Source organism: Streptomyces sp. NPDC058401 (assembly GCF_042722885.1).
Classification (GTDB): domain Bacteria; phylum Actinomycetota; class Actinomycetes; order Streptomycetales; family Streptomycetaceae; genus Streptomyces.
The window spans coordinates 46,060-67,513 of record NZ_JBHXKA010000007.1; the positions used below are offsets into that span (position 1 = coordinate 46,060).

Consider the following 21,454-nt stretch of genomic DNA (forward strand, 5'->3'; position numbering starts at 1 on the left):
CATCCAAGGAGCTTCATGCCGGACATCATCGAACTGGGCCGCCACCGCCTGGCCGTCCACGCCCAAGGCACCCCGGAGGCGGTCCACGGCGGAGTCATCCTGCCCGCCGGCCCAGTGGCGATGCTGCACGGCCTGGGAGACACCGACTTCTACCGGCACGGCTGGAACTCCTGGTCCCCGACCGGGTGGCGCAACCTGGCCGCGGAACCGCTGCGCATCACCGACCCGCGCCGCCGGCTCACCGCGGACGACACGGCCTGGCACGAGGACCACCGCCACCACTCCTCCGCGGTCGCGGCCCTCGACGCCGGCAACGGCGACGTCCTCCTCCTGGGTTCCCTGGGCCTGGGCAACCCGCGGCTGGCCGCCGACCACGACACCCTCTCCGGCTGGTACGAACACGGCTCGGCCCCCTGGTTCGCGGCCGTCGGCCCCGAGACCGAGGTCTTCGCCCGCTACAGCGAACTTCTCGCCAAGCGCCTGGGCGGCCGCCGCAACCCACCCCGCCACCGCAACGTGTGGTCCAGCTGGTACTCGTACTACGAGGACATCGACGAGCACACGCTCCTGGCCGAACTCCCCGGCATCGCCTCCCTCCCCTTCGACGTCGTCCAGTTCGACGACGGCTGGCAGGAAATCGTCGGCGACTGGGAACCGAACGCCAAGTTCCCCTCCGGGATGCGCCACCTCGCGGCCGCCGTCGAGGACAGCGGCAAGATCCCGGGCCTGTGGATCGCACCCTTCATCGCGCTCCCCACGTCCAAGATCGTCCGGGACCGCCCCGAGCTGTTCCTCCGCGATACCGACGGAAACCTCGCCGTCACCGGCTACAACTGGGACGCCGGCTACCACTCACTCGACCTCACCCTGCCGGCCGCCCAGGACCACCTCCGCGAGACCATCACCCGCCTCACCGCATGGGGCTTCCGCTACCTCAAGCTCGACTTCATCAACGCCGCGGCCGCCCCGGCCGCGCGCGGCGGCGACATCGGACGCGAGGAGATCTACCGCAACGCCCTCACCATCGTCCGGGAAGCCGCCGGAGACGACGCCTACCTCCTGGGAAGCGGAGCCCTGCCCCTCCCTTCCCTCGGCCTGATCGACGCCATCCGCATCGGCCCCGACGTCGGCCCCACCTGGTCCTACTACGGCCTGAACGACCCCTCCGACGCCGCTGCGAGCAACGCCGTCGCCGTCTCCGCCGGCCGCCTCTGGCTCGACGCGCTCTACGACATCGACCCCGACGTCGCCTACTTCCGCACCCGCCACTGCCTCCTGACCACCCCGCAACGCCGCGTCATCGCCGACCTCGCTGCCGCCTGTCGCTTCCGCGCCGTCTCCGACCCGCCCTCCTGGCTCACCGAGGAAGAACGAGCCGAACTCGATGCCTTCCTGCGCAGTACCCCGGAGGTCCAGTGGCTGGACCGCAACCGGGTACGGATCGACGACCGCACGGTCGAATTCCCCACCGACCTCCCCTGACCGGGGACGGATCCGCTCCGGTCAAGCACACCGGGTTTCGTGGTTCTTCAGTCACCCACCACCCACCACCCACCAGCGTGGAAGTACCAACCTCTGCGCCAACGAGGGGACATGCTCTCGAGGGAGTCGGCAAGGCCGCGATGAACAGAGAGGCGCAAGGAGTGAACCAGCCCGTGGTAGACCGTCAGGCCTTGCTGATCACAGGCACGGTAGGCGTCGGCAAGACCTCGGTAGCCGACCTTTTGGGCGACCTTCTTGCCACTGCTCGCCTACCGCACGCGGTCATCGACCTTGACCGCATCTGCCAGTCGTGGCCGCCTCCCGAGACAGACCCTTTCAACTTCCGCGTCCTCCTGCGTAACCTGCACGGTCTGACCACCGTCTACCGCGACGCCGGAGCACGGCGCATCGTCCTGGCCGGAGTCGCGGAGAGCGTGGAACAACGCCACGCCTACGAGATGGCCCTCGGCATCCCGCTCCAGGTATGCCGCCTGACCGCAGAGGCCGCCTCAGTCCGCGCCCGCCTCACCCGCCGCCACAAGGGCGACGGCGATTCCAACTCACGGCGCTGGCACCTCGGGCGAGCGGGTGAGCTCGATCGGATCCTGGATCGCGCGGACGTTGCGGACTTCACCATCGACACCACTCACCTCACGCTTCCCGCCGTGGCCGCAGCAGTCCTCACGGCCACGGCCTGGGCGTGACCGCGCCCTGGTCCGTGACCGGCCCGGATCTTCTCTGCGAAGTCGGATTCCGGAGGCGAACAAACCCTGGAATCACGCGGCTTCGATAGCTGTCACCAGAGCAGGGCGCGGTGCCTGACCGGTCGTTTGCGCAGGTCAGGCACCGTGTTCAACTTTTAGAAGAAGCCGAGCTTCTTCGGGGAGTACGACACCAGAAGATTCTTCGTCTGCTGGTAGTGCTCCAGCATCATCTTGTGGGTCTCGCGGCCGATGCCCGACTGCTTGTAGCCGCCGAAGGCGGCGTGGGCGGGGTAGGCGTGGTAGCAGTTCGTCCAGATCCGGCCCGCCTGGATCGCGCGGCCCGCGCGGTAGGCCGTGTTGATGTCGCGGGTCCAGACGCCCGCGCCCAGGCCGTACGCCGTGTCGTTGGCGATGCGCACCGCGTCGTCGAAGTCCTGGAACGAGGTCACCGACACCACCGGTCCGAAGATCTCCTCCTGGAAGATCCGCATGCGGTTGTCGCCCTCGAAGATGGTCGGCTGGACGTAGAAGCCGCCCGCCAGTTCGCCGCCGTGCTCCACGCGCTGCCCGCCGGTCAGGATCTTCGCGCCCTCCTGCTGCCCGATCTCCACGTACGACAGGACCTTCTTCAGCTGCTCCGCCGAGGCCTGCGCGCCGATCATCGTGTCCGTGTCCAGCGGATGCCCCGGCACGATCAGTTCGGTGCGGGCCACGGCCGCGTCGAGGAAGTCGCCGTAGCGGCCGCGCTCGATCAGGGCGCGGGACGGGCTGGTACACACCTCGCCCTGGTTGAGGGCGAACATCGTGAAGCCTTCCAGGGCCTTGTCCCGCAGGTCGTCGTCGGCGTTCCACACGTCGTCGAAGAAGAGGTTGGGGCTCTTGCCGCCCAGCTCCAGCGTGACCGGCTTGAGGTGCTCCGCCGCGTACTGCAGGATCAGCCGCCCGGTGGAGGTCTCCCCGGTGAAGGCCACCTTCGCCACCCGTGGGCTGGACGCGAGCGGTTTGCCGGCCTCCTCGCCGAAGCCGTTGACGATGTTCACCACGCCCGCCGGCAGCAGGTCCGCGATCAGGCTGATCAGGTAGTGCACCGACACCGGGGTCTGCTCGGCCGGCTTCAGCACCACCGTGTTGCCCGCGGCCAGGGCCGGGGCCAGTTTCCACACGGCCATCAGGATGGGGAAGTTCCACGGGATGATCTGGGCCACCACCCCCAGCGGCTCGTGGAAGTGATAGGCCACCGTGTCCTCGTCGATCTGGCTGAGGGCCCCCTCCTGGGCGCGCAGCGCGCCCGCGAAGTAGCGGAACTGGTCGACGGCGAGCGGCATGTCGGCGGCCAGGGTCTCGCGGATCGGCTTGCCGTTCTCCCAGGTCTCCGCGACCGCGAGCGCCTCCAGGTTCTGCTCCATCCGGTCCGCGATGCGCAGCAGGATCGTGGACCGCTCGGTGACCGAGGTGCGCCCCCACGCCGGTGCGGCGGCGTGCGCCGCGTCCAGGGCGCGCTCTACGTCCTCGGCCGTACCGCGCGCCACCTCGGTGAAGGTCTCGCCGGTCACGGGGGAGGGGTTGGCGAAGTACTGCCCGAGGGCCGGCTCGACGTACTCGCCGCCTATGAAGTGGCCGTAGCGGGACGCGTACGACATGAGCGCGCCTTCGGTACCGGGCGCAGCGTAACGGGCCATGGAGGACCTCCCCTTGCCGGGCGCCGGCCGCCGTCGGCCGGTGCTCGCCGTGAGGCTAGGGGCGGGCAGGTTGCCGGTACGTTGCACGGCCGCGCGGCGCACGGGCCGCGGCCGGTGGCGGGGTGGGGGCGCCGCCGGTGCTCCCCTCCGGGGCGGTGCGGGCCCGCCCGGGCGCCGGCGCCTCCCGCGGCGGCGCGGTGAGTTCCGCGTCGATGGCCCGTACGCGGGCCAGCGCGGCCGTCCGGCCCGCAGCCGGGAGTACGCCGGCCAGGGCCCGCCAGACATCGAGGTCCTCCGCGCCCCACGGGCTGCACACCCAGTCGGTCAGCAGCCCCGGGTCGGCCCGCGCGATCACCGCGGCCCGTGCCTGCTCCTCGATGCGGCGCCGGAGCCGGACGACGCCCGGCGCCGTGGAGGCGGGCAGCAGCGGGCCCGGGTAGCGGGCCAGCGCCGCCGAGACGGCTCCGGAGGCCAGGTGGCGGGTGACGGCGGTGAAGTCGGCCTCCATCGGCGCAGCCGTGCGGTAAGGGCGCGAGAGCGGGGCCCGGGAACCCAACAGGCCGCGCAGCCGTGACATTTCGGCGCGCAGGGTGACCGGTGACACCGACTCGTCCTCGTACAGGGCGATCGCCAGTTCCTCCCCCGACAGCCCCTCCGGGTGGTGCGCGAGCAGCGCCATGATCTCGCTGTGCCGCCGCCCGAGCCGGACCTCGCGGCCGCCGCCGGTCAGCAGCGCCTCGTCGCGGCCGAGCGCGGTGAGGCACTCCGCGGGCGCCGTGAGGCAGTCCCCGGGCGCCTTGAGGAAGTCCCCGGGCGCCGGCGGGGCCGGATCGAGCAGGGCGAGCCGGGCCTCCGCCGCGCACGCCACCGCCCGCACGAAGGCGAGGGAGTGCGGATGGGCCAGCCAGTCGCCCCCGGTGACGTCGACGGCGCCGAGCAGCCTTCCGGTGCGCGGATCGCGGACCGGAGCCGCGGCGCAGGTCCACGGGTGCACCCGACGGCTGAAGTGCTCGGCGCCGAAGACCTGGACCGGCTCCCCGAGCGCCACCGCCGTGCCGGGGGCGTTGGTGCCCATCGCCGTCTCCGCCCAGCGGGCGCCCGGGACGAAGCCGAGGCCCTCCGCGCGCCGCATCGTGGCGGGTTCGCCCTCCACCCAGAGCAGGCTGCCCCGCGCATCGCACACCGCCAGCAGATGGGCCCCGTCGGAGGCGAAGGCGCCCACGAGGTCCCGGAACAGCGGCAGCACCCGGGCCAGCGGGTGCTGCTCCCGGTACGACCGCAGTTCCGCCCCGGCCAGCTCCAGCCGGGGCATGCACTCCGGGCTGACCCGGGCCCGGGCGCAGCGGCGCCACGACCTCGCGATGACCGCCCGCACCGGGGCCTCGACCCGCCCGTCCTGGGTGAACGCGGCGTGGGCCCGCCGCAGTTCCCGCGTCCGCTCGGCGGGGTCGGCCCCGCCCGGCAGAGCCACCGAAGGATCGTCCATGTCACCCTCTCGCGGTGCCTTGGTACCCGGAGCGCCCCATCGTCGTACCGGCCCGCCGCCCCGACAAGCGGTACGTCGGCCAGTGCGCGACACCGGTCGGCCGGTCCCCGTCGGTGCGACCGCCTAGTCCTCAGGGTCCTCCGGGTCCAGCGCGGCCAGCGCCGCCGCCGGGTCCGCGGACGGCGGGCCCGCCGGGAGCCAGTGATCCACCGCCCGGCGGTACGGCCACCAGCGGCCCTCGCGGTCCAGGCGGAGCTGGCGGTCACCGCCCGGTTCCGTCCAGCGGGACCGGATCCGGCGGAGCACCGGGTCCGCGGCGGCCCCGTCGGGCCCGTCCGTCCCCTCCGGCCAGGCAGCCGACAGCGCGGCCCGGGCCCGGGTGAGCGACGTCCGGTCCGGGGTCCAGTCCTCCTCCAGGACCGAGACGGCCGGCGCCCCGCCGAAGCCCCAGGCGAGTACGGCCCGGTCCATGGCCGCCCGGTCCCTGTCGGAAGCCGCCGACAGGCGGGAGCGGACCCGAAGGTCATGGGCCTCCGCCGTGAGCCGTACGGCGTCGTGCGCCGCCGTGGGCGCGGGCTGCGGGGCGCGCTCCGCGTGGGCCGGAGCGAGCGCTTCCGCGAGCAGCCGGTACGCCTGCGTCGCGGCCGCCTGCGCCAGGAACTCCACCCCGTCCACATCGAGGCCCGGCGGCTCCGTCCCCGACTCCGTGTCCAGCGTCGGAGGCTGGCCCGGCGCCTCCGGCAGCCGCGCGGGCGGGGGCAGCGGGGGCAGGGCGGAGGCCGCCGCGTACACCTCGGACGCGAGGACACCCGCGTCGGCGGCGGATTCCCGGGACGCGGGAGCCTCCGCCTCCGCCGTGCTGCGTTCCTCCAGCTCGGCCACCACACCGGCCTCCGCCCGCCCGCGGAGCAGCAACAGCACGAAGGGGTCCTGGTCCAGCAGCCGCGCCACCTGGTAGCAGAGCGCCGCCGTGTGCGGGCAGTGGTCCCACTCCTCGCAGTCGCAGCGCGGTTCGAGGTCGCCTATCCCCGGCAGCAGGTCCACCCCGGCCGCCGCCGCGTCCTCCACGAGCTCCGGCGGCACCTCCCGGTCGAGCAGCGCCGCGATGTGGCCCGACTCGGCGGCCGCCATCCCGAGCAGCCGGTCCCATTGCGCTCCGGTGAACTCCTGCACCAGCACGTCGGTCCGGTGCGCCGTCCCGTCCGGATCGCGCACCACGGCCGTCAGCCCGCCCGGCCGCACGGTCACGGCCCCGACCGCGCCCGAACGCGCGTACCGGCGGCCCTGCTTGACCTGCTGCCCGTCGAGCGCGCTGTCCTCCAGGGCGCGCAGCCAGGCATGACCCCACCAGGTGAGGGCGAAGGCGCGGCCCGGGGCGGGCGGGAGCGCCGGGAAGGTCTTCTCGTACGGGTCCTGCGCGTACGGGTCGCTCGCGTACGGATCGCTCGTGTACGGGTCCTGCGCGTTCATCCGTGTCGCTCCCCGGAGGCGGTCGGGCGGAGGGCCACCAGCTCGGCCAGCTCCGCGTCGCTCAGTTCGGTCAGTGCGGCCTCGCCGCCCGCGAGGACGGCGTCGGCCAAGGCCCGTTTGCGTTCCAGGAGTTCGGCGATGCGGTCTTCGACGGTGCCTTCGGCGATGATGCGGTGGACCTGGACGGGCTGGGTCTGGCCGATGCGGTAGGCGCGGTCGGTGGCCTGTTCCTCGACGGCCGGGTTCCACCAGCGGTCGTAGTGGATGACGTGCCCGGCGCGGGTGAGGTTGAGGCCGGTGCCCGCCGCCTTGAGGGACAGCAGGAACACGGGGACCTCGCCGGCCTGGAAGCGGTCGACGAGTTCCTCGCGGCGCGGCACGGGCGTGCCGCCGTGCAGCAGTTGGTGGGAGATCCCGCGCGCCGTGAGGTGGCGCTCGATGATGCGGGCCATCGTCACGTACTGCGTGAACACCAGCACCGAGCCGCCCTCGGCCAGGATCGTGTCGAGCAGCTCGTCGAGGAGCTCCAGCTTGCCGGAGGCAGGCCCGGCGGACTCCTTCGAGCCGTGCTGCTCCTTCGTGTACTGGGCGGGGTGGTTGCAGATCTGCTTGAGCGAGGTGAGCAGTTTGACGACGAGCCCGCGGCGCTCCATCCCGTCCGCCGAGGCGATCGCGGCGAGGGTCTCGCGCACGACCGCCTCGTACAGCCCGGCCTGTTCGCGGGTCAGCGACACGGCGTGGTCGGTCTCCGTCTTGGGCGGCAGCTCGGGGGCGATCCCCGGGTCGGACTTCTTGCGGCGGAGCAGGAAGGGCCGGACGAGCGCCCCGAGCCGGGCCGCCGCCCGCGGGTCGCGGCCGCTTTCGACCGGCTCGGCGTACCGCGTGCGGAAGGTGCCGAGGCGGCCGAGTAGGCCCGGAGTGGCCCAGTCGAGGACGGCCCACAGCTCGGACAGGTTGTTCTCGACCGGGGTGCCGGTGAGGGCCACGCGGGCGTCCGACGGGATGGTGCGCAGGGCCTTGGCGGTGGAGGAGCGCGGGTTCTTGACGTGCTGGGCCTCGTCCGCGACGACCATGCCCCAGCGCACGGCGGCGAGCCGGGGCGCGTCCAGGCGCATGGTGCCGTAGGTGGTGAGGACGAATCCCCCGGCGGGCTGACCGGTCACTTCGGCGGGCCGGCCGGTCACCTCGGCGGGCTGGCCGGTCACCCCGTCGAGGTCGCGTCCGGCGCCGTGGAAGCGGCGCACCGGCGTACCCGGGGCGAACCTCTCGATCTCCCGCTGCCAGTTGCCCAGCAGCGAGGCCGGGCAGACCACCAGCGTCGGGCCCTCGTGCCCGTGCTCCTGGCGGTGCAGGTGCAGGGCGATCAGCGTGACCGTCTTGCCGAGGCCCATGTCGTCGGCGAGGCAGGCACCGAAACCGAGCCCGGTCAGCCGGGCGAGCCAGCGCAGACCGCGGAGCTGGTAGTCGCGCAGCGTGGCGCGGAGGGCGTCCGGGACCTGTACGCCGGGCTGCGCGGCGGCGTTCTCGGGGTCGGCGTCCTTTGTGCCGGCGCGCTCGGGGTCCGTGGTGAGGAGCGTGCGGAGCCGTTCCAGCGGACCGGCGGCCTCCACCTCGTACCGCGTGCCGTCGACCTCCGTCGAGCCGGTCAGTACGGCTGCCAGCGCATCGGCGGCCGTCACCTCGCGGTCCTGGCGGGCGAGGTCCCGGGCCCGGCGGGCCGCGGCCGGATCGATCAGGATCCACTGGTCGCGCAGCCGGACCAGGGGGCGCTTCGCCTCGGCGAGCCGGTCCAGTTCGTCGGCGGTCAGATCGCCCTGGCCGGTCAGGGCGTAGCGCCAGCCGAGGGGGTGCGCGGAGGAGGCGGAGAGCGGGCCGGGCAGGCCAGACGGGCCAGACGGGCCAGACGGGCCAGACGGGCCCGACGGGCCCGACAGGCCCGACAGGCCCGACAGGCCCGGCAGGGCCGCCAGGTCGGAGCCGGCGGCGGGCCGGCCCACGACGGCCCGTGCGGTGAGCGTCGTACGGGCGAGCCCGCGCGGCCAGTGCACCTGCACCCCGTCGGCCGCCAGGGCTCCGGCGGCCTCCCCGAGCAACTCCGCGACCTCCTCGTCGGCGAGGTCCACGGCGTCGGGAACGGCCGCGCCGAGCAGGGGCGCGAGCGGCGGCCACAGGCGGGCGGCGCGGCGCAGGGCCCGAAGCGCGTCCAGCCGGGCCCCCGGCGGGAAGGCGGCCGCGGCGGGTCCGGAGCCGGCCCAGACGTCGGCGGCGTCGGCGACGAGCGTGGCGTCGGCGAGGCCGTGCATCTGCAGGACGGCGCGGAAGGCGGCGGGCCGGGCGTCCGGGTCCACCTCGATGCGGAGCGAGACGCGCACCCCGGCGTCGTGCCCGGCCGCCACCTCCGCGGCCCAGTCGCGCAGTTCGGGGTGGAGCCGCGGCGGGCGGGCGGCGTAGGCGGGCCCGCCGGCGGCGGCGGATGCGGCGGGGGAGCGGGGCAGGGTGTCGGCGACGGCGTCGAGGAAGGCGCGCAGCAGCGGCTCCGGGGCGGGCAGCCGCGGCGGGGCGTCGGGGTCGCCATCCCCGTCGGCGGCGACCGGTACGCAGTGCGCGTCGGGCGGCATGGCCGCCGCCAGCTCCCGGACCTCCGCCAGGTCGGCGGCGTCCAGCGGCCCGAGCCGCCAGGCGTCGTACCCGGCGGGGCTCAGCCCGGGCAACAGCAGCCCGCGCGCGGCGAGGCGCAGGGCGAGCAGGGCGGCGGCGCCCCAGAACGGCGCGGCTCCGGCCGATGCGGCGGACCGGACCCGGGTGAGCAGCGGCAGGGCTTCGGCGACGGGCAGGACGAGGGCCGTCACCGTGGTGCGCCGCAGTCCGGGCGTGACGACGGCGAGCTGCTCGGCGGTGCCCGGGCCGTCGAGCCGGAGGCCTTCGGCGGCGTCGGGCCGCCAGAAGGCGATCCGGCCGTCGCGGGCCGGGTCGGCGGGGAGGAAGACGGCGGAGCAGGGGATGAGGCCGGAGATCGTTGGGAGCACGCATTCCTCAAACTTGACTACCGAATACGGAGTGGCCGAGAGTAACCCACCGGCGGCCGCCCCGGCCCGAGGCGACACCGTGACCCGGGTCACGTTCCCGGGCGTTGGTGCGCGCGGGGAACGTGCGCGCGGAACGGAACGGAACGGAGAGGAGAGGGGCGGAACGGAGAGGAGGGGAACGGAGCGGAACGGAAACGAGGAGGCGGGCGGAGGCGGGAACGCGGGGGCCGGAGCGCGCGTTGTGTGGGGTAGTGGCCGACGGAGAAAGTGGGTACCGCAGATGTCCACGAGCGGAAAGATCGCGGTTGCCGGTGTAGTGGCAGCCATCGTGCTGTTCTGGGCGGTCGGGTTCTGGGCCGGACTGCTGGTCCTGATCGGTGTCCCCGTGGCCGCCTACCTGCTGTTGGACTCCTCCCAGCGTCGTAGGCTGCGGGGTATATCCAGGAAGCAGATCGGCCGCTGACGGCGGCAGGGGGGTCAACCATGAGCACGGCGGGTACGGCGGGCGCGGCGCAGGTCGCGGCGGTCAGCAGCAACGGGGTCTATTCGTTCACCAAGCCCACGCGCGAGAGCATCAGGCTCCTCGAAGGGCTCGGGGTCGAGGGGGACGTCCACGCCGGGGTCACGGTCAAGCACCGTTCCCGTGTGGCCCAGGACCCGACGCAGCCGAACCTCCGGCAGGTGCACCTCATCCACCGGGAGCTCTTCGAGGAGGTGGCCGAGGCCGGCCACCGGGTCGAGCCGGGCCAGCTCGGGGAGAACGTCACCACCGAGGGCATAGACCTGCTCGCCCTGCCGACCGGTACGTTGCTGCGCCTCGGCGCGGACGCCGTCGTCGAGGTGACCGGGCTGCGCAACCCGTGCCTGCAGATCGACAACTTCCAGCACGGACTGCTCAAGCAGGTGGTGAGCCGGGACGACGAGGGCAACTTGCTCCGCAAGGCCGGAATCATGGGCGTGGTCCACCGGGGCGGCACCATCCAGCCGGGCGACACCATCGAGGTCACCCTCCCGCCGACTCCCCACATCCCCCTCGACCGGGTCTGACCCGTCGGGCCTCTCCGCCGGCCGCCGAGCCGACCGCTCGGCCGTTCAGCCGATCCATGCGCGAAGACGCTCGCTGAGCACCACGTCATGGGGCAGCCGCTCCAGCTCGCGGGCAGGTACGTCCACTCCCTGTTCCGCGAGGACACCGGCCAGGTGGCTCCAGTGTCCGGCGGCCATCTGCTGCCGCGTCATGCCGTCGAAGGGCTCGTCCGGCCCGACCACCGTCCGGGCCGTCTCCTCGATGTCCCCGGTGGAGGTCAGCGCGGCGATGCCGGACGGCCCGGAGGCGCTCCAGCCCCGATCGTCGAGCAGCACCACACTGCGGCCGTCCGCGAGGAGGGCCTCCAAGCGTGCCGACACCGACAGCTGCCGGGCGTTCGTGGCGCCGACGTCCAGATCGGTGTACGTGACCAAACGGGTCACCACGGTCATGCCGCTCTCCTGTCGGCTCGCCCAACGCCCGGCCCGGTTCCGCGAGCCTCCCGCTGCGGCCGGCCGGCCGCACGCACGCGCGTGCCTGCCGGCTCGCGGAACCTCGGACCCTACACGCGGCACCCGGCCCCACCCCGCGCGACTCAGTAGTAGTCGCGCATCAGCTCCGTAGCCCACTCCGGCTGGCGGTGCTCGCCGCGCGGGCCGAATTCCGTCATGTACGGCTTGAGGTCGAGCACGGGCGTGCCCGCGACCGCGTCCAGCCCCTCGACGTGCAACTCCGGGCCGTCCGCCGCCAGTACGTCCACCTTCAGCACGCGACAGCGCGAGAGGCCCAGCCGGTTGGGCCGGTTCTTGCCGCGCTGCGCGAAGATTCCGACGAGCGGCCAGTCCGGGTTGCCCCGGGGGCGCCGGGCGCCCGTCTCCACCTTGTCCTCCGGAACCCGGTCGAAGTGGAAGACCACCTCGACGTGCGAGAAGTCCTCCAGCCCGTACAGGGCTTCCGGGCCGAACCGCTCCCGGTCCAGCCGGATCACCGCGGTCTCCCGCCCCCAGTCGTCGTCGACGACCTCCGCGCGGCCTCCCACCACCATGCCCACCGGGACCACTTCCACCGGATCCATCAGCACGGCCTCCCCCGTCACGCCCGCTCGCCGGGCGAACACAACGCACGCGGCCCACCCGCGCACGGCACGGCACCCCGCGGCACGGCACCACGCGACACAGCACCACGCAGCGCCGCACCCACCCCGGCACTGCTCAGCACCGGGCACTGCTCAGCACCCGGCACCGCTCAGGCACCCCGGCACCCCTCAGGCACCCCGCACCGCTCAGGCAGGCCGCACGGCGACCCGGTCCAGCGCCGTCAGCAGCTCCGAGAGCTCCGGAAGCTCCCCCTGAGCCTCGTGCGGTACGGCCAGCACCTCGCTCGGCTCCTCGTCGAGCAGGACGAAGGCGGCCCCGCCGGTGCGGGCCACCAGCGACCACCCCGGCCCGTCGACGCGCAGCGTCCGCGCCTCGTCGCCCGCGAAGGACGACCGCACCCTGCCGGGCGGCGGCGGGCTCTGCGTGTACTCCAGGGCCTCCTCCAGGGCCCGCGCCAGACCCGGGTGCGCGGCAGCCGCGGCCCCGCCGTCCGTGGCCACGCGCTCGCTCCAGTCGGCCCACTCCCGGGCGATCTGGTCGGCCCCCATCCGCCGCTGCACCGGACCCCAGGCCTCGGCCGAGGGCGGGGCCAGCGGCACCCGCCCCGTGCCGTCCGCGCCCTGCTCGGGGTCGTGCGGCTCGGGTATCCCGGCCGTGGCCACCGCGAGCGCCAGCGGCCAGCCCGCCAGCGAGACCACGATGGACCGTTCGTCGGGGGACAGGTCGTACTCCATCCCGCAGTCCCACGAGGCGATGGCCATGGCCACGAGCGAGACGTCGTCGACCACGACCGACCAGCGCGCGCCCTCCTCGTCCTGCCCCAGCACCAGGCCGTACCCGGCGGCCGCCGGCGGCACGCCCAGCAGCGAGCAGGCCTCGGGGTAGTCGTCACCCAGGATGCTCGGGAACTGCGCGGGGGTCAGCAGCACGGCGGTCAGCACGTACAGCGAACCGCCGTCCTCCTCTTCGGACACGTGGCCTCCCGGTCGTTCTCTCGTCGGCGCACCCTAACCAGCGAGTAACCACCGCGTCGAGAGCTGGCGGGAGCCGATTTCCGAGCCCGCCACCTGCACCGAGGGTCTGCCGCCCGCCACGGGAACGGCTCGGCGCCGCCACCGCCGGGCACGTGGCCGGCGTAGCGGATTCGCCGGTCGTGGTCAGGGCGTGCGCACCGCCAGCGCGAGGAACCGGGAGTCCTCGTCGGCGTACGAGGTCATCCGCCAGCCCGAACCGGCCAGCAGCGGGCCGAGGTTGTGCTCGGCGCGCATGTCGTCCGGGGTCAGTTCGCGGCCGTGGCGCGCTGCGAGGGCCGCCCGCCCGATGGGGTGGAACAGCGCGAGCCGGCCGCCCGGGCGCACGACCCGGGCGAGCTCGCGCAAGTTGGCCCCGGGATCGGGCAGATGGGCGACGAGGCCGGCGGCGAACACGGCGTCCAGCACCCCGTCGCGCAGCGGCAGGCGGGCCACGTCCGCCAGCAGCAGGGCGCCCTCCGCGTCCCGGCCGGCCTGCTGCGCGGCGGTCAGCATCTGCGGGGTGACGTCGGCACCGAGCACCGTTCCCGACGGTCCGACGGCGGTGCGGAGCGCGGTCAGGGCCCGGCCGGTGCCGCAGCCCGCGTCGAGCACCCGGTCCCCGGGGCGCAGCCCGAACTCGCCGACGGCGGTCGTGAAGGCGGGCCCGTCGCCGGGGAACTTGCGGTCCCATTCGGCCGCGCGCGCCCCGAAGAACTCCTGGACGTGGCCCCGGTCCCGCGTCTGGTCCCGGGGCCGTTCCCGGGCACGGTCCCGAGCAGGCCCTGGGCCGGCTCCTCGGCCGGGTCCTGCGACCCGTTCGGGGTGTGGTCCTGTGTGCGGTCTTCGCTCATGTGCCCATGATCCCCCACCGGCGCCCCGGCACATGCCTGCGGAACGTGTGCAAGGTGGTACGTGGTGTGATCGAAGAAGAACGTATCTCTGTCATATTCCAGCAGTTCCAGTGGCTTTCGAAATGCGGCCCGTGTTCGCTCCCTCACCCGGACTAGCTTCCGTGGCCATGGGACACCTGGACCACGCCGCCTACGGCTGGCTTACCCCCGCGCTGTCATACGTGATGGCTTGTATCGGCGCCGCCCTCGGCCTGCGCTGCACCGTTCGCGCGCTCGCCGCGACGACCGGAACCTCCCGCCGCAACTGGCTCCTCACGGCGGCCTCGGCCATCGGCACCGGGATCTGGACGATGCACTTCGTCGCCATGCTCGGCTTCCACGTCACCGGGACCGAGATCCGCTTCAACGTGCCACTGACCATCCTCGGCCTGCTCGTCGCCGTCGTCGTGGTCGGCGCCGGGGTCTTCGCCGTCGGCTACGGCAAGGACCGCGGCCGGGCCCTCGTCCTCGGCGGCCTCACCACCGGCCTCGGCGTCGCGAGCATGCACTACCTCGGCATGGCGGCGCTGCGCCTGCACGGCTCGGTCTCCTACGACCCGCTGATGGTCGGACTCTCGATCGCCATCGCGGTGGTCGCCGCCACCGCCGCCCTGTGGGCGGCGCTCAACATCAAGTCCCCGGTGGCCGTCGCCGTCGCCTCACTCATCATGGGCGCCGCCGTCACGAGCATGCACTACACCGGCATGCTCGCCGTCGCCGTGAACGTCGTCCCCTCGGACGCGGCCCTGCCGGGCGCCACCGCCATGCAGTTCATCTTCCCGCTCGCCGTCGGCCTCGGCTCCTACCTCTTCATCACCTCGGCGTTCGTCGCCCTCTCGCCGACCGCCGAGGAACGGGAGGCCTCCGCGATGGCCTCCGCCGACCTGCGCCTGGGAGAACGCGCCGCCACCGCCCCCACCGGCTGAGACCCCGCCCCACCCGGCCGCCGCCGATGCCCGCCGCCCCGCCACAGCCACCGCGACCGCCACAGCCACCGCCCCCGCGACCGTCACGTCCGTACGCACCGCCCGGAACGAGGAGCCCATGCGCAGACCCCGCAGATCACCGGAAGCAGCGGCGTCGCGGCCGCCCGCGCCCGCGCCGGCGGGTGGCCGCGGCAAGGGGCCGGGCCGCCGGGCGCACGCCGGACCGCCCGCCCAGGAGTCCGCGGTGCGCGCGACCTCCGACGTGCTCGGGGCGATACCCGGCGGGGGCGGTGCGCGCGGTCCGCGGCTGCGGCTGCGTCCCGCCACCGTCCGGGCGAAGATCGTCTCGCTGCTGATGGTACCGGTGGTCTCGCTGCTCGCCCTCTGGGCCTTCGCGACCGTCGACGCGGCCCAGGACGTCGCCCGCCTCAGCCGTGTCCAGCGCGTCGACCGCGAGCTCCGGGCGCCGGTCGAGGCCGCCGTCACCGCCCTGCAGGCCGAACGGCGCACGGCCGTACGCCTGCTGGCCGACCCCACCGACGGTCAGGCGGCCGCAGCCCAGACCCCAGGCCAGACGGCCGCCCTGGACGAACAGGCGCGCCGCACCGACGGGGCCGTACGGGCACTGCGGCTCGGCGACCGCAACACCGTGGCCGACTCCGGCGACTACCGCACCGACATCGTCGTCCGGCTGCGCGCGTTCGTGGCCGCTGCCGAGGGGCTGGGCCCGGCGCGCAAGGACATCGCCGGGCACCGGGCCACCCCGGAAGCCGCCTACGAGACGTACACGCGGGTGATCGACTCGGCGCTGGAGGTCGGCGGAGCCCTCTCCGGAGGGGGCGAGGACGCCGAACTGGGCGGCGACGCCCGCGTCCTGCTGGAGTTCGCACGGGCCGGGGAACACCTGTCGCGGGAGGACGCCCTGCTGACGGCGCCGGGGCAGCGCACCGCCGAAACGCTTCGCCGGCTGACCGGCGCGGTCGAGACACGCCGGGCCCTGACCGCGGCCGCGGCCCGGGACCTGCCCGCCGCCCAGCAGGACGCCTGGCAGTCCGTGGCCAAGAGCGCCGCCTACGCCGACCTCACCGGCGCCGAGGACCGGGCGCTCGCTGCCGAGGCCGGTGCGGGGGCCGCGGGCGCGCCCCCCGGCTGGGAGGCCGCGTACACCTCCGTCGCCGGCTCGATGCGGGAGATCGCGGACGCCGCCCACACGGCCGCCGCCGACCGCGCTGACCCGTTCGGCGCCGGCGCGCTGAGCCCCGCCGGAGCCGCCGTCGTCCTGGGCCTGGCCGCCGTGGCCGCCTCGCTCGTGATCTCCGTCCGCATCGGCCGCGCCCTCGTCGTCGAACTGGTCTCGCTGCGCAACACCGCGCTGGAGATCGCGCACCGCAAACTCCCGCACGCCATGGACCGGTTGCGGGCCGGCCAGGACATCGACGTGGCCGCCGAGACCCCGCGGGGACCGGCCGCCGACGACGAGATCGCCCAGGTCGGCGAGGCGCTGGCCACCGTCCACCGGGCCGCGCTCAGCGCCGCCGTCGAACGCGCCGAACTGGCCAGCGGCGTGAGCGGGGTCTTCGTCAACCTCGCCCGCCGCAGCCAGGTTCTGGTGCACAAGCAGCTCACCCTGCTCGACTCGATGGAGCGGCGCGCCGACGACCCCAACGAACTCGGCGACCTCTTCCGCCTCGACCACCTCACCACCCGGATGCGGCGGCACGCGGAAAGCCTGATCATCCTCTCGGGCGCCGCCCCCGGCCGCGCCTGGCGGATGCCGATCCCCCTGACGAACGTCGTACGGGCCGCCGTTTCCGAGATCGAGGACTACCCGCGCGTCGAGGTCCGTCAGCTCGCCGAGGCCGCCGTGGTCGGCGGAGCCGTCGCCGACCTTACCCATCTGCTGGCCGAACTCATTGAGAACGCAACCCAGTTCTCCCCGCCCCACACCAAGGTCCGGGTCAGCGGAGAACCCGTCGGTGCCGGCTACGTCCTGGAGGTGGAGGACCGGGGCCTCGGCATGGGCCGCGAATCCCTCCAGGAAGCCAACCGGCGCATCGAGCAGTCCGAGGCCCTCGACCTCTTCGACAGCGACCGGCTCGGGCTCTTCGTGGTCAGCCGCCTCTCGGCCCGCCACGGCGTGAAGGTACACCTGCGCATGTCACCGTACGGCGGCACCACCGCGGTGGTACTGCTCCCCAACTCCCTGCTCCAGGGCGCCCTGACGGCCGGTTCCCCGCAGCCCGAAGAGGAGCGCACCCCGGCTCCGGCTCCGACCCCCGCTCCGGTTCCGGAGCCCGTCACCGAACCGGTCCGGGAGCGGCTGCGGGAGCCGTCCCAGACCATCAGCGTCGTACGGGACGACGCGCGCGGGGTCCCGGTCCCGGACCGCAGCCCCGTACGGGAGGAGCCCAGGCCCTCCCCGGTGGCCCCGCTGCGGCCGCGCGGCTCGGCCGGCGCGGCTCCCCGTACCACCGCCACGGCGGTCACGGCGGCTCCCGCGGCCCCCTCGGGCCCGGCCGCCTCGGTCACCGAACTGCCGCGCCGGGTCCGGCAGGCGAGCCTCGTCCCGCAGCTGCGCGAAGCCCCCGCTCCCAAGGCCCCGGCCGGGGTCCGGGGAGCGGAGGCGCCGCCCGGCCGCAGCCCCGAGCAGGCGCGCGAGCGGATGGCGGCGTACCGGGCGGGCTGGGTACGGGGCACCCAGGCGAGCGGCGAAGCCGGGGCGGACGGCCCGGGCACTGCGGGCGGAGCGGGCGCCACAGGCGGCACAGGCAGTACTGGCGAAGGCGAAGGAGCACGGTGATGATCGAACATCAGAGGATCGACCTCGACGGCGTCCGAAGGTCGGGCGAGCTCGACTGGCTCCTGGACGACCTCGTGGTCCGGGTGCGCGAGGTCCGGCACGCCGTGGTCCTGTCCAACGACGGCCTGGCGGTGGGTGCTTCGAGCGCGCTCAGCCGGGAGGACGCCGAACACCTGGCGGCCGTGGCCTCCGGCTTCCACAGCCTGGCCAAGGGTGCGGGACGGCACTTCCACGCCGGTGGCGTGCGCCAGACGATGGTGGAGATGGACGAGGGCTACCTCTTCGTGGCGGCCGCCGGAGACGGCTCCTGCCTGGCCGTGCTCAGCGGGGCCGGCGCCGACATGGGGCTCATCGCCTACGAGATGGCCCGGCTGGTCAAGCGGGTCGGCGAACACCTCTACACCCCGGCCCGGTTCGCGGCGCGGCCGCCGGCCGCCGGTTGAGGGCGGCGGCCTTGAGTACGAACGGCCGGTGGTACGACGCCGACGCGGGCCCGCTCGTCCGTCCGTACGCCATGACGGGCGGGCGCACGAAGCCGGGACCCCACGGGGTCCGGTTCGACCTGATCGCGCTGGTGGTCGTGGACCCGGCGGGCACCGACGAGGCGGCCGAGTCGCTGCTGGGACCGGAGCACCGGGCGCTGCTCGGCCTGTGCCGGGACGAGACCCAGTCGGTGGCCGAACTCGCGGCGGACGCGGACCTGCCCGTGGGCGTGGTGCGCGTCCTGCTCGGGGACCTGCTGGAGGCCGGGCACGTCAAGGTCAGCCGGCCGGTGCCGCCCGCACAGCTGCCGGACGAGCGGATTCTGCGTGAAGTCATCGAGGGATTGCGAGCGCTGTGATGGGACTGCACGACAACGGGCCGGCGCAGGCCGCAGAGGGCGGCGAGGAACTGGCCGCGCTCGCGCTGAAGATACTCGTGGCGGGCGGTTTCGGAGTCGGGAAGACGACCCTGGTCGGCTCGGTCAGCGAGATCCGGCCGCTGCGCACGGAGGAACTCCTCAGCGAGGCCGGGGAACTGGTCGACGACACGGGAGGGGTCGACCAGAAGACCACCACCACCGTGGCCATGGACTTCGGGCGGATCACGATCAGGTCGGGGCTGTCGCTGTACCTGTTCGGGACCCCTGGGCAGGACCGGTTCTGGTTCCTGTGGGACGAGCTGTCGCAAGGGGCGCTGGGCGCCGTGGTCCTCGCCGACACGCGGCGGCTGGAGGACTGCTTCCCGGCGGTCGACTACTTCGAGCACCGCAAGATCCCGTTCGTGGTGGCCGTCAACTGCTTCGCGAACGCACGCCGGTACGCCTCGAACGAGGTCGCGCGGGCCCTGGACCTCGATCAGGGGACGCCGGTGGTGCTGTGCGACGCACGGGACAAGGACTCGGGGAAGGAAGTGCTGATCCGGCTGGTGGAGTACGCGGGCCGGGTGCACACGGCACGGTTGCTGGAGTCGGTGGAGTCGGTGGAGCCGCGGGCCGATTCGCTGTGAACCGGCCCGCGGCGAAAAGCTGGTGCGGGAGCCCTGCGGCGTCCGCGCGGGCGCTGCCGTCAGTCGGCCACGCCGGCGGCCGAGATCACCTTGTCGATGGTGACGCGCACGAGGAGCTCGCCGGGGACGGCGTTGCGGCGGCCGAAGGCCTCGCCGTTCTCCGCTCCCATGTAGCGGGCGCCGATCCTGGTCGACCAGGGGAGCATCGCGTCCAGGTCCTCGCTGATCTCCGCCCGGCCCTGGAGGACGACGTAGGAGAAGGGCGGCCGGTCGTCGTCCACGCAGAGGGCGACGCGGCCGTCGCGGGCCAGATTGCGCCCCTTGACGGTGTCCTTCCCGGTGTTGAACACGAAGGAGTCGCCGTCGAGAACGAACCAGATGGGAGCGATGTGAGGGCTTCCGTCCTGGCGGACGGTGGACAGTTTCCCGGTGCGGGTGGAGCGGGAGACGAACTCCCGCCATTCCTCTTCAGTCATCTTCTTCACCATGGGTCCATCCTCCTTGCCGGAAAGCCGCTGGTGGGGAAGGCTGGCGGCACGACTATGCGGGGTGGGGCGCGGCCGGTCGGGCCGCGTCGACGGGGAGGGACTGTATATGGCGCTGGACAAGCAGCTGGACTGGCTGCTGGACGACTTGACGCGGCGGGTGCAGCAGGTGCGGCACGCGGTGGTGCTCTCCAACGACGGCCTGGTGACGGGCGCGAGCGCGGGGCTGGCACGGGAGGACGCGGAGCACCTGGCGGCCGTCGCGGCGGGGCTGCAGAGCCTGGCGAAGGGCTCGGGGAGGCACTTCCGGGCGGGTGAGGTCCGCCAGACGATGGTCGAGTACGACGACGGGGTCCTCTTCGTCATGGCGGCGGGCGCGGGCAGCTGCCTGTGCGTGCTGAGCGCCTCCGAGGCGGACATCGGGCACGTGGCGTACGAGATGACGCTGCTGGTCAACCGGGTGGGGGAGCACCTGGGGGTCGCGGAGCGGCGGATCACCGGGGGCTGAACCAGGCGGCTGCTGCCCCGCTGTGCGGTTGTCCACAGGCCCTGCGGGGTGTCGTCGCTCTGAGTTACGTTCTTCACACACAGTAATCACTCTGGTGGGGAGAACGTGATGACGCAGACGGCACAGATGACGCAGATGACCGCGATCACGCAGATGACCGCGATCACGCAGACGGCAGAGAGGGCGCCGGCCGGGTGCGGGGAGGCCACCGCCGGGCTGTTGGGCGGCGCTCCGGCCGCCCGGGAACTGGGGCTGAGCCGCAGCGAGTTGGCCCGCGCCGTCCAGCTGGGCATCGTACGGACCGGACCCCAAGGGCCCGCCGGGGCCCCGCGGTACACCCGGACCGAGATCGACCGGGTCCGGTCGGCCGAGGGGTTCCCCGACGCGCTGCGGGTGCGAGTGGCGACCGTCGCGGGTACGGAGGCCGCGGCCGCCGTCCTGGGGGTGGGCCCGAGCCGGTTCACCCGGCTCGCACGCTGCGGCCACCTCCCTCCGGTGGGATACCGGATCAACCGCTACCGGGTGGTGGTGTGGGTCTATCTGACCGCGGAGCTACGGGACTTCGCGGCCCGCGAGCCCGGAATGCTGCGGGGCGGCGCGCCGCCGCCTGACCGGGAGCTGATGGCGGCCAGGGCCGACCTGCGCCCCCGGAAGTGGCGCGAACGGCACGTCGGGCTGTTGCTGAGACGGACCGCCGACCCCTGGGAGCGGGCTGCCGTGCTGGCCTCCGTGCTCCCCGAGGAAGACGTGCGTGCGATCGTGCCCGACGCGGCGGAGCGCATCGTGCTCTGGGCACTGGCCCCGGCTCCGCCCTACGGGCACCCACAGGTCCCGGCGGCCGCCGAGGTGGCGGCCCGGCTGCTGCGGGCGGGGTCACCGGACGAGATCGACTGGTACCGCACCAGCCTCGACTTCGCCCTCACCGGAGCGAGGGGTCAGTCGAAGTCGACGGGGGAGAGGGGGCCCACGTAGACCCAGGCCCCGTTCTCCCGGGCGAAGGAACTGTGCTCGTGCAGCGAGCCGGTGTGGCGCCCCTCGCGGTAGTGCGCCCGGAACTCCACCGAGCCCTCCGTCTCGAACATCCCCCCGCGCTCGGTGGCCAGGATCTCCAGCCTTTCCCAGCGCTGCCCGGGATCCAGGTCGAGCACGCCCGGCCGGGTCGACGCGTGCCAGGAGCGCAGGAGATAGGCGGTGTCGCCGACCGCGAAGGCGCTGAAGCGGGAGCGCATCAGCAGCTCGGCGGTGGGCGCCTGCCGTTCACCGGAGTGGAAGCGGCCGCAGCACTCCGGGTAGGCGGCGGGCAGCCCGCAGGGGCAGGGGATGGCGGGAGCCGGGGTGGGCATGGAAGCACTCAGTTCTTCGGGAAGGAGCGG

Annotated in this window: 20 protein-coding genes and 1 pseudogene; 11 read left to right on the forward strand and 10 right to left on the reverse strand. The window is 73.8% G+C overall.

What is annotated here, in order from left to right:
- Positions 1 to 15: 15 nt before the first annotated feature.
- Both ACFWNV_RS04260 and ACFWNV_RS04265 read left to right on the forward strand, forming a co-directional pair.
- A complete protein-coding gene (locus ACFWNV_RS04260) occupies positions 16 to 1,482 on the forward strand; it encodes a glycoside hydrolase family 36 protein (protein ID WP_383940234.1) in 1,467 nt (488 codons plus the stop codon).
- Positions 1,483 to 1,643: 161 nt separating this feature from the next.
- On the forward strand, positions 1,644 to 2,186 hold the full coding sequence (locus tag ACFWNV_RS04265) for a hypothetical protein (RefSeq protein WP_383940237.1): 543 nt from the start codon (positions 1,644 to 1,646) through the stop codon (positions 2,184 to 2,186).
- A 155-nt stretch (positions 2,187 to 2,341) separates the two neighbouring features.
- Here ACFWNV_RS04265 and ACFWNV_RS04270 read toward each other — a convergent pair whose 3' ends face one another.
- The 4 genes from ACFWNV_RS04270 to ACFWNV_RS04285 form a co-directional block, all read right to left on the reverse strand.
- A complete protein-coding gene (locus ACFWNV_RS04270; RefSeq protein WP_383940239.1) occupies positions 2,342 to 3,865 on the reverse strand; it encodes an aldehyde dehydrogenase family protein in 1,524 nt (507 codons plus the stop codon).
- Between the two features lie 55 nt (positions 3,866 to 3,920).
- A complete protein-coding gene (locus tag ACFWNV_RS04275; protein ID WP_383940242.1) occupies positions 3,921 to 5,351 on the reverse strand; it encodes a transcriptional regulator in 1,431 nt (476 codons plus the stop codon).
- Positions 5,352 to 5,474: 123 nt separating this feature from the next.
- Positions 5,475 to 6,821 (reverse strand): SWF or SNF family helicase, encoded by a 1,347-nt coding sequence (locus ACFWNV_RS04280; RefSeq protein ID WP_383940244.1) that lies wholly within the window; start codon positions 6,819 to 6,821, stop codon positions 5,475 to 5,477.
- Positions 6,818 to 9,847, reverse strand: a complete 3,030-nt coding sequence (locus ACFWNV_RS04285; protein WP_383940246.1) for a DEAD/DEAH box helicase — start codon at positions 9,845 to 9,847, stop codon at positions 6,818 to 6,820. The genes ACFWNV_RS04280 and ACFWNV_RS04285 overlap by 4 nt, the downstream gene beginning before the upstream one ends.
- 280 nt (positions 9,848 to 10,127) lie before the next feature.
- Between ACFWNV_RS04285 and ACFWNV_RS04290 the strand changes: the two genes are divergently transcribed.
- Positions 10,128 to 10,310, forward strand: a complete 183-nt coding sequence (locus ACFWNV_RS04290) for a hypothetical protein (protein WP_266875995.1) — start codon at positions 10,128 to 10,130, stop codon at positions 10,308 to 10,310.
- A gap of 20 nt (positions 10,311 to 10,330) precedes the next feature.
- The gene (locus ACFWNV_RS04295) at positions 10,331 to 10,894 is read left to right on the forward strand and encodes an MOSC domain-containing protein (protein ID WP_383940249.1); all 564 of its coding nucleotides are present in this window, start codon (positions 10,331 to 10,333) and stop codon (positions 10,892 to 10,894) included.
- Positions 10,895 to 10,939: 45 nt separating this feature from the next.
- Here the strand turns inward: ACFWNV_RS04295 and ACFWNV_RS04300 are convergent, their stop codons facing one another.
- The 4 genes and pseudogenes from ACFWNV_RS04300 to ACFWNV_RS04315 form a co-directional block, all read right to left on the reverse strand.
- On the reverse strand, positions 10,940 to 11,326 hold the full coding sequence (locus ACFWNV_RS04300) for a hypothetical protein (RefSeq protein ID WP_383940251.1): 387 nt from the start codon (positions 11,324 to 11,326) through the stop codon (positions 10,940 to 10,942).
- A 143-nt stretch (positions 11,327 to 11,469) separates the two neighbouring features.
- Complete coding sequence (locus ACFWNV_RS04305; protein ID WP_383940254.1) at positions 11,470 to 11,949, reverse strand: SAM-dependent methyltransferase; 480 nt, start codon at positions 11,947 to 11,949, stop codon at positions 11,470 to 11,472.
- Between the two features lie 207 nt (positions 11,950 to 12,156).
- Positions 12,157 to 12,945, reverse strand: coding sequence for a hypothetical protein (locus tag ACFWNV_RS04310; protein WP_383940257.1), 789 nt, complete (start codon positions 12,943 to 12,945; stop codon positions 12,157 to 12,159).
- Between the two features lie 183 nt (positions 12,946 to 13,128).
- A pseudogene (locus ACFWNV_RS04315) lies at positions 13,129 to 13,719 on the reverse strand (methyltransferase domain-containing protein); the annotation flags it as partial.
- 283 nt (positions 13,720 to 14,002) lie between these two features.
- On the opposite strand from ACFWNV_RS04315, the gene ACFWNV_RS04320 reads away from it, so the two are divergent.
- From ACFWNV_RS04320 to ACFWNV_RS04340, 5 genes are all read left to right on the forward strand, one after another.
- On the forward strand, positions 14,003 to 14,800 hold the full coding sequence (locus ACFWNV_RS04320; RefSeq protein ID WP_383940260.1) for an MHYT domain-containing protein: 798 nt from the start codon (positions 14,003 to 14,005) through the stop codon (positions 14,798 to 14,800).
- A 118-nt stretch (positions 14,801 to 14,918) separates the two neighbouring features.
- Positions 14,919 to 17,600 (forward strand): nitrate- and nitrite sensing domain-containing protein, encoded by a 2,682-nt coding sequence (locus ACFWNV_RS04325; protein ID WP_383940263.1) that lies wholly within the window; start codon positions 14,919 to 14,921, stop codon positions 17,598 to 17,600.
- Entirely contained in the window at positions 17,600 to 18,043 is a 444-nt protein-coding gene (locus tag ACFWNV_RS04330; RefSeq protein WP_112449851.1) for a roadblock/LC7 domain-containing protein, read from the forward strand. The genes ACFWNV_RS04325 and ACFWNV_RS04330 overlap by 1 nt, the downstream gene beginning before the upstream one ends.
- Before the next feature lie 11 nt (positions 18,044 to 18,054).
- Positions 18,055 to 18,441 (forward strand): DUF742 domain-containing protein, encoded by a 387-nt coding sequence (locus tag ACFWNV_RS04335; RefSeq protein ID WP_267757296.1) that lies wholly within the window; start codon positions 18,055 to 18,057, stop codon positions 18,439 to 18,441.
- Positions 18,441 to 19,088, forward strand: coding sequence for an ATP/GTP-binding protein (locus ACFWNV_RS04340; RefSeq protein ID WP_383940268.1), 648 nt, complete (start codon positions 18,441 to 18,443; stop codon positions 19,086 to 19,088). The genes ACFWNV_RS04335 and ACFWNV_RS04340 overlap by 1 nt, the downstream gene beginning before the upstream one ends.
- A 59-nt stretch (positions 19,089 to 19,147) precedes the next feature.
- Here ACFWNV_RS04340 and ACFWNV_RS04345 read toward each other — a convergent pair whose 3' ends face one another.
- Positions 19,148 to 19,576, reverse strand: a complete 429-nt coding sequence (locus ACFWNV_RS04345) for a PPOX class F420-dependent oxidoreductase (RefSeq protein ID WP_383940271.1) — start codon at positions 19,574 to 19,576, stop codon at positions 19,148 to 19,150.
- Between the two features lie 106 nt (positions 19,577 to 19,682).
- Here ACFWNV_RS04345 and ACFWNV_RS04350 point away from each other — a divergent pair, with 106 nt between their 5' ends.
- A complete protein-coding gene (locus tag ACFWNV_RS04350; protein ID WP_243340556.1) occupies positions 19,683 to 20,081 on the forward strand; it encodes a roadblock/LC7 domain-containing protein in 399 nt (132 codons plus the stop codon).
- A gap of 108 nt (positions 20,082 to 20,189) precedes the next feature.
- Positions 20,190 to 21,053, forward strand: a complete 864-nt coding sequence (locus ACFWNV_RS04355; protein WP_383940275.1) for a DUF6397 family protein — start codon at positions 20,190 to 20,192, stop codon at positions 21,051 to 21,053.
- On the opposite strand, the gene ACFWNV_RS04360 is transcribed toward ACFWNV_RS04355, so the two are convergent.
- Positions 21,017 to 21,424: a YchJ family protein gene (locus ACFWNV_RS04360; RefSeq protein ID WP_383940278.1), complete on the reverse strand. Its 408-nt coding sequence runs from the start codon at positions 21,422 to 21,424 to the stop codon at positions 21,017 to 21,019. The genes ACFWNV_RS04355 and ACFWNV_RS04360 overlap by 37 nt on opposite strands.
- Positions 21,425 to 21,454: the final 30 nt, after the last annotated feature.

Bases quoted from the DNA above. Each gene is read 5' to 3' on its own strand.
- ACFWNV_RS04340 (WP_383940268.1), top strand. From the start codon at position 18,441: ATGGGACTGCACGACAACGGGCCGGCGCAGGCCGCAGAGGGCGGCGAG.
- ACFWNV_RS04280 (WP_383940244.1), bottom strand. From the start codon at position 6,821: ATGAACGCGCAGGACCCGTACACGAGCGATCCGTACGCGAGCGACCCG.
- ACFWNV_RS04350 (WP_243340556.1), top strand. From the start codon at position 19,683: ATGGCGCTGGACAAGCAGCTGGACTGGCTGCTGGACGACTTGACGCGG.
- ACFWNV_RS04275 (WP_383940242.1), bottom strand. From the start codon at position 5,351: ATGGACGATCCTTCGGTGGCTCTGCCGGGCGGGGCCGACCCCGCCGAG.
- ACFWNV_RS04290 (WP_266875995.1), top strand. From the start codon at position 10,128: ATGTCCACGAGCGGAAAGATCGCGGTTGCCGGTGTAGTGGCAGCCATC.
- ACFWNV_RS04320 (WP_383940260.1), top strand. From the start codon at position 14,003: ATGGGACACCTGGACCACGCCGCCTACGGCTGGCTTACCCCCGCGCTG.
- ACFWNV_RS04355 (WP_383940275.1), top strand. From the start codon at position 20,190: ATGACGCAGACGGCACAGATGACGCAGATGACCGCGATCACGCAGATG.
- ACFWNV_RS04330 (WP_112449851.1), top strand. From the start codon at position 17,600: ATGATCGAACATCAGAGGATCGACCTCGACGGCGTCCGAAGGTCGGGC.
- ACFWNV_RS04295 (WP_383940249.1), top strand. From the start codon at position 10,331: ATGAGCACGGCGGGTACGGCGGGCGCGGCGCAGGTCGCGGCGGTCAGC.
- ACFWNV_RS04305 (WP_383940254.1), bottom strand. From the start codon at position 11,949: ATGGATCCGGTGGAAGTGGTCCCGGTGGGCATGGTGGTGGGAGGCCGC.
- ACFWNV_RS04300 (WP_383940251.1), bottom strand. From the start codon at position 11,326: ATGACCGTGGTGACCCGTTTGGTCACGTACACCGATCTGGACGTCGGC.
- ACFWNV_RS04360 (WP_383940278.1), bottom strand. From the start codon at position 21,424: ATGCCCACCCCGGCTCCCGCCATCCCCTGCCCCTGCGGGCTGCCCGCC.
- ACFWNV_RS04325 (WP_383940263.1), top strand. From the start codon at position 14,919: ATGCGCAGACCCCGCAGATCACCGGAAGCAGCGGCGTCGCGGCCGCCC.
- ACFWNV_RS04260 (WP_383940234.1), top strand. From the start codon at position 16: ATGCCGGACATCATCGAACTGGGCCGCCACCGCCTGGCCGTCCACGCC.
- ACFWNV_RS04270 (WP_383940239.1), bottom strand. From the start codon at position 3,865: ATGGCCCGTTACGCTGCGCCCGGTACCGAAGGCGCGCTCATGTCGTAC.
- ACFWNV_RS04345 (WP_383940271.1), bottom strand. From the start codon at position 19,576: ATGGTGAAGAAGATGACTGAAGAGGAATGGCGGGAGTTCGTCTCCCGC.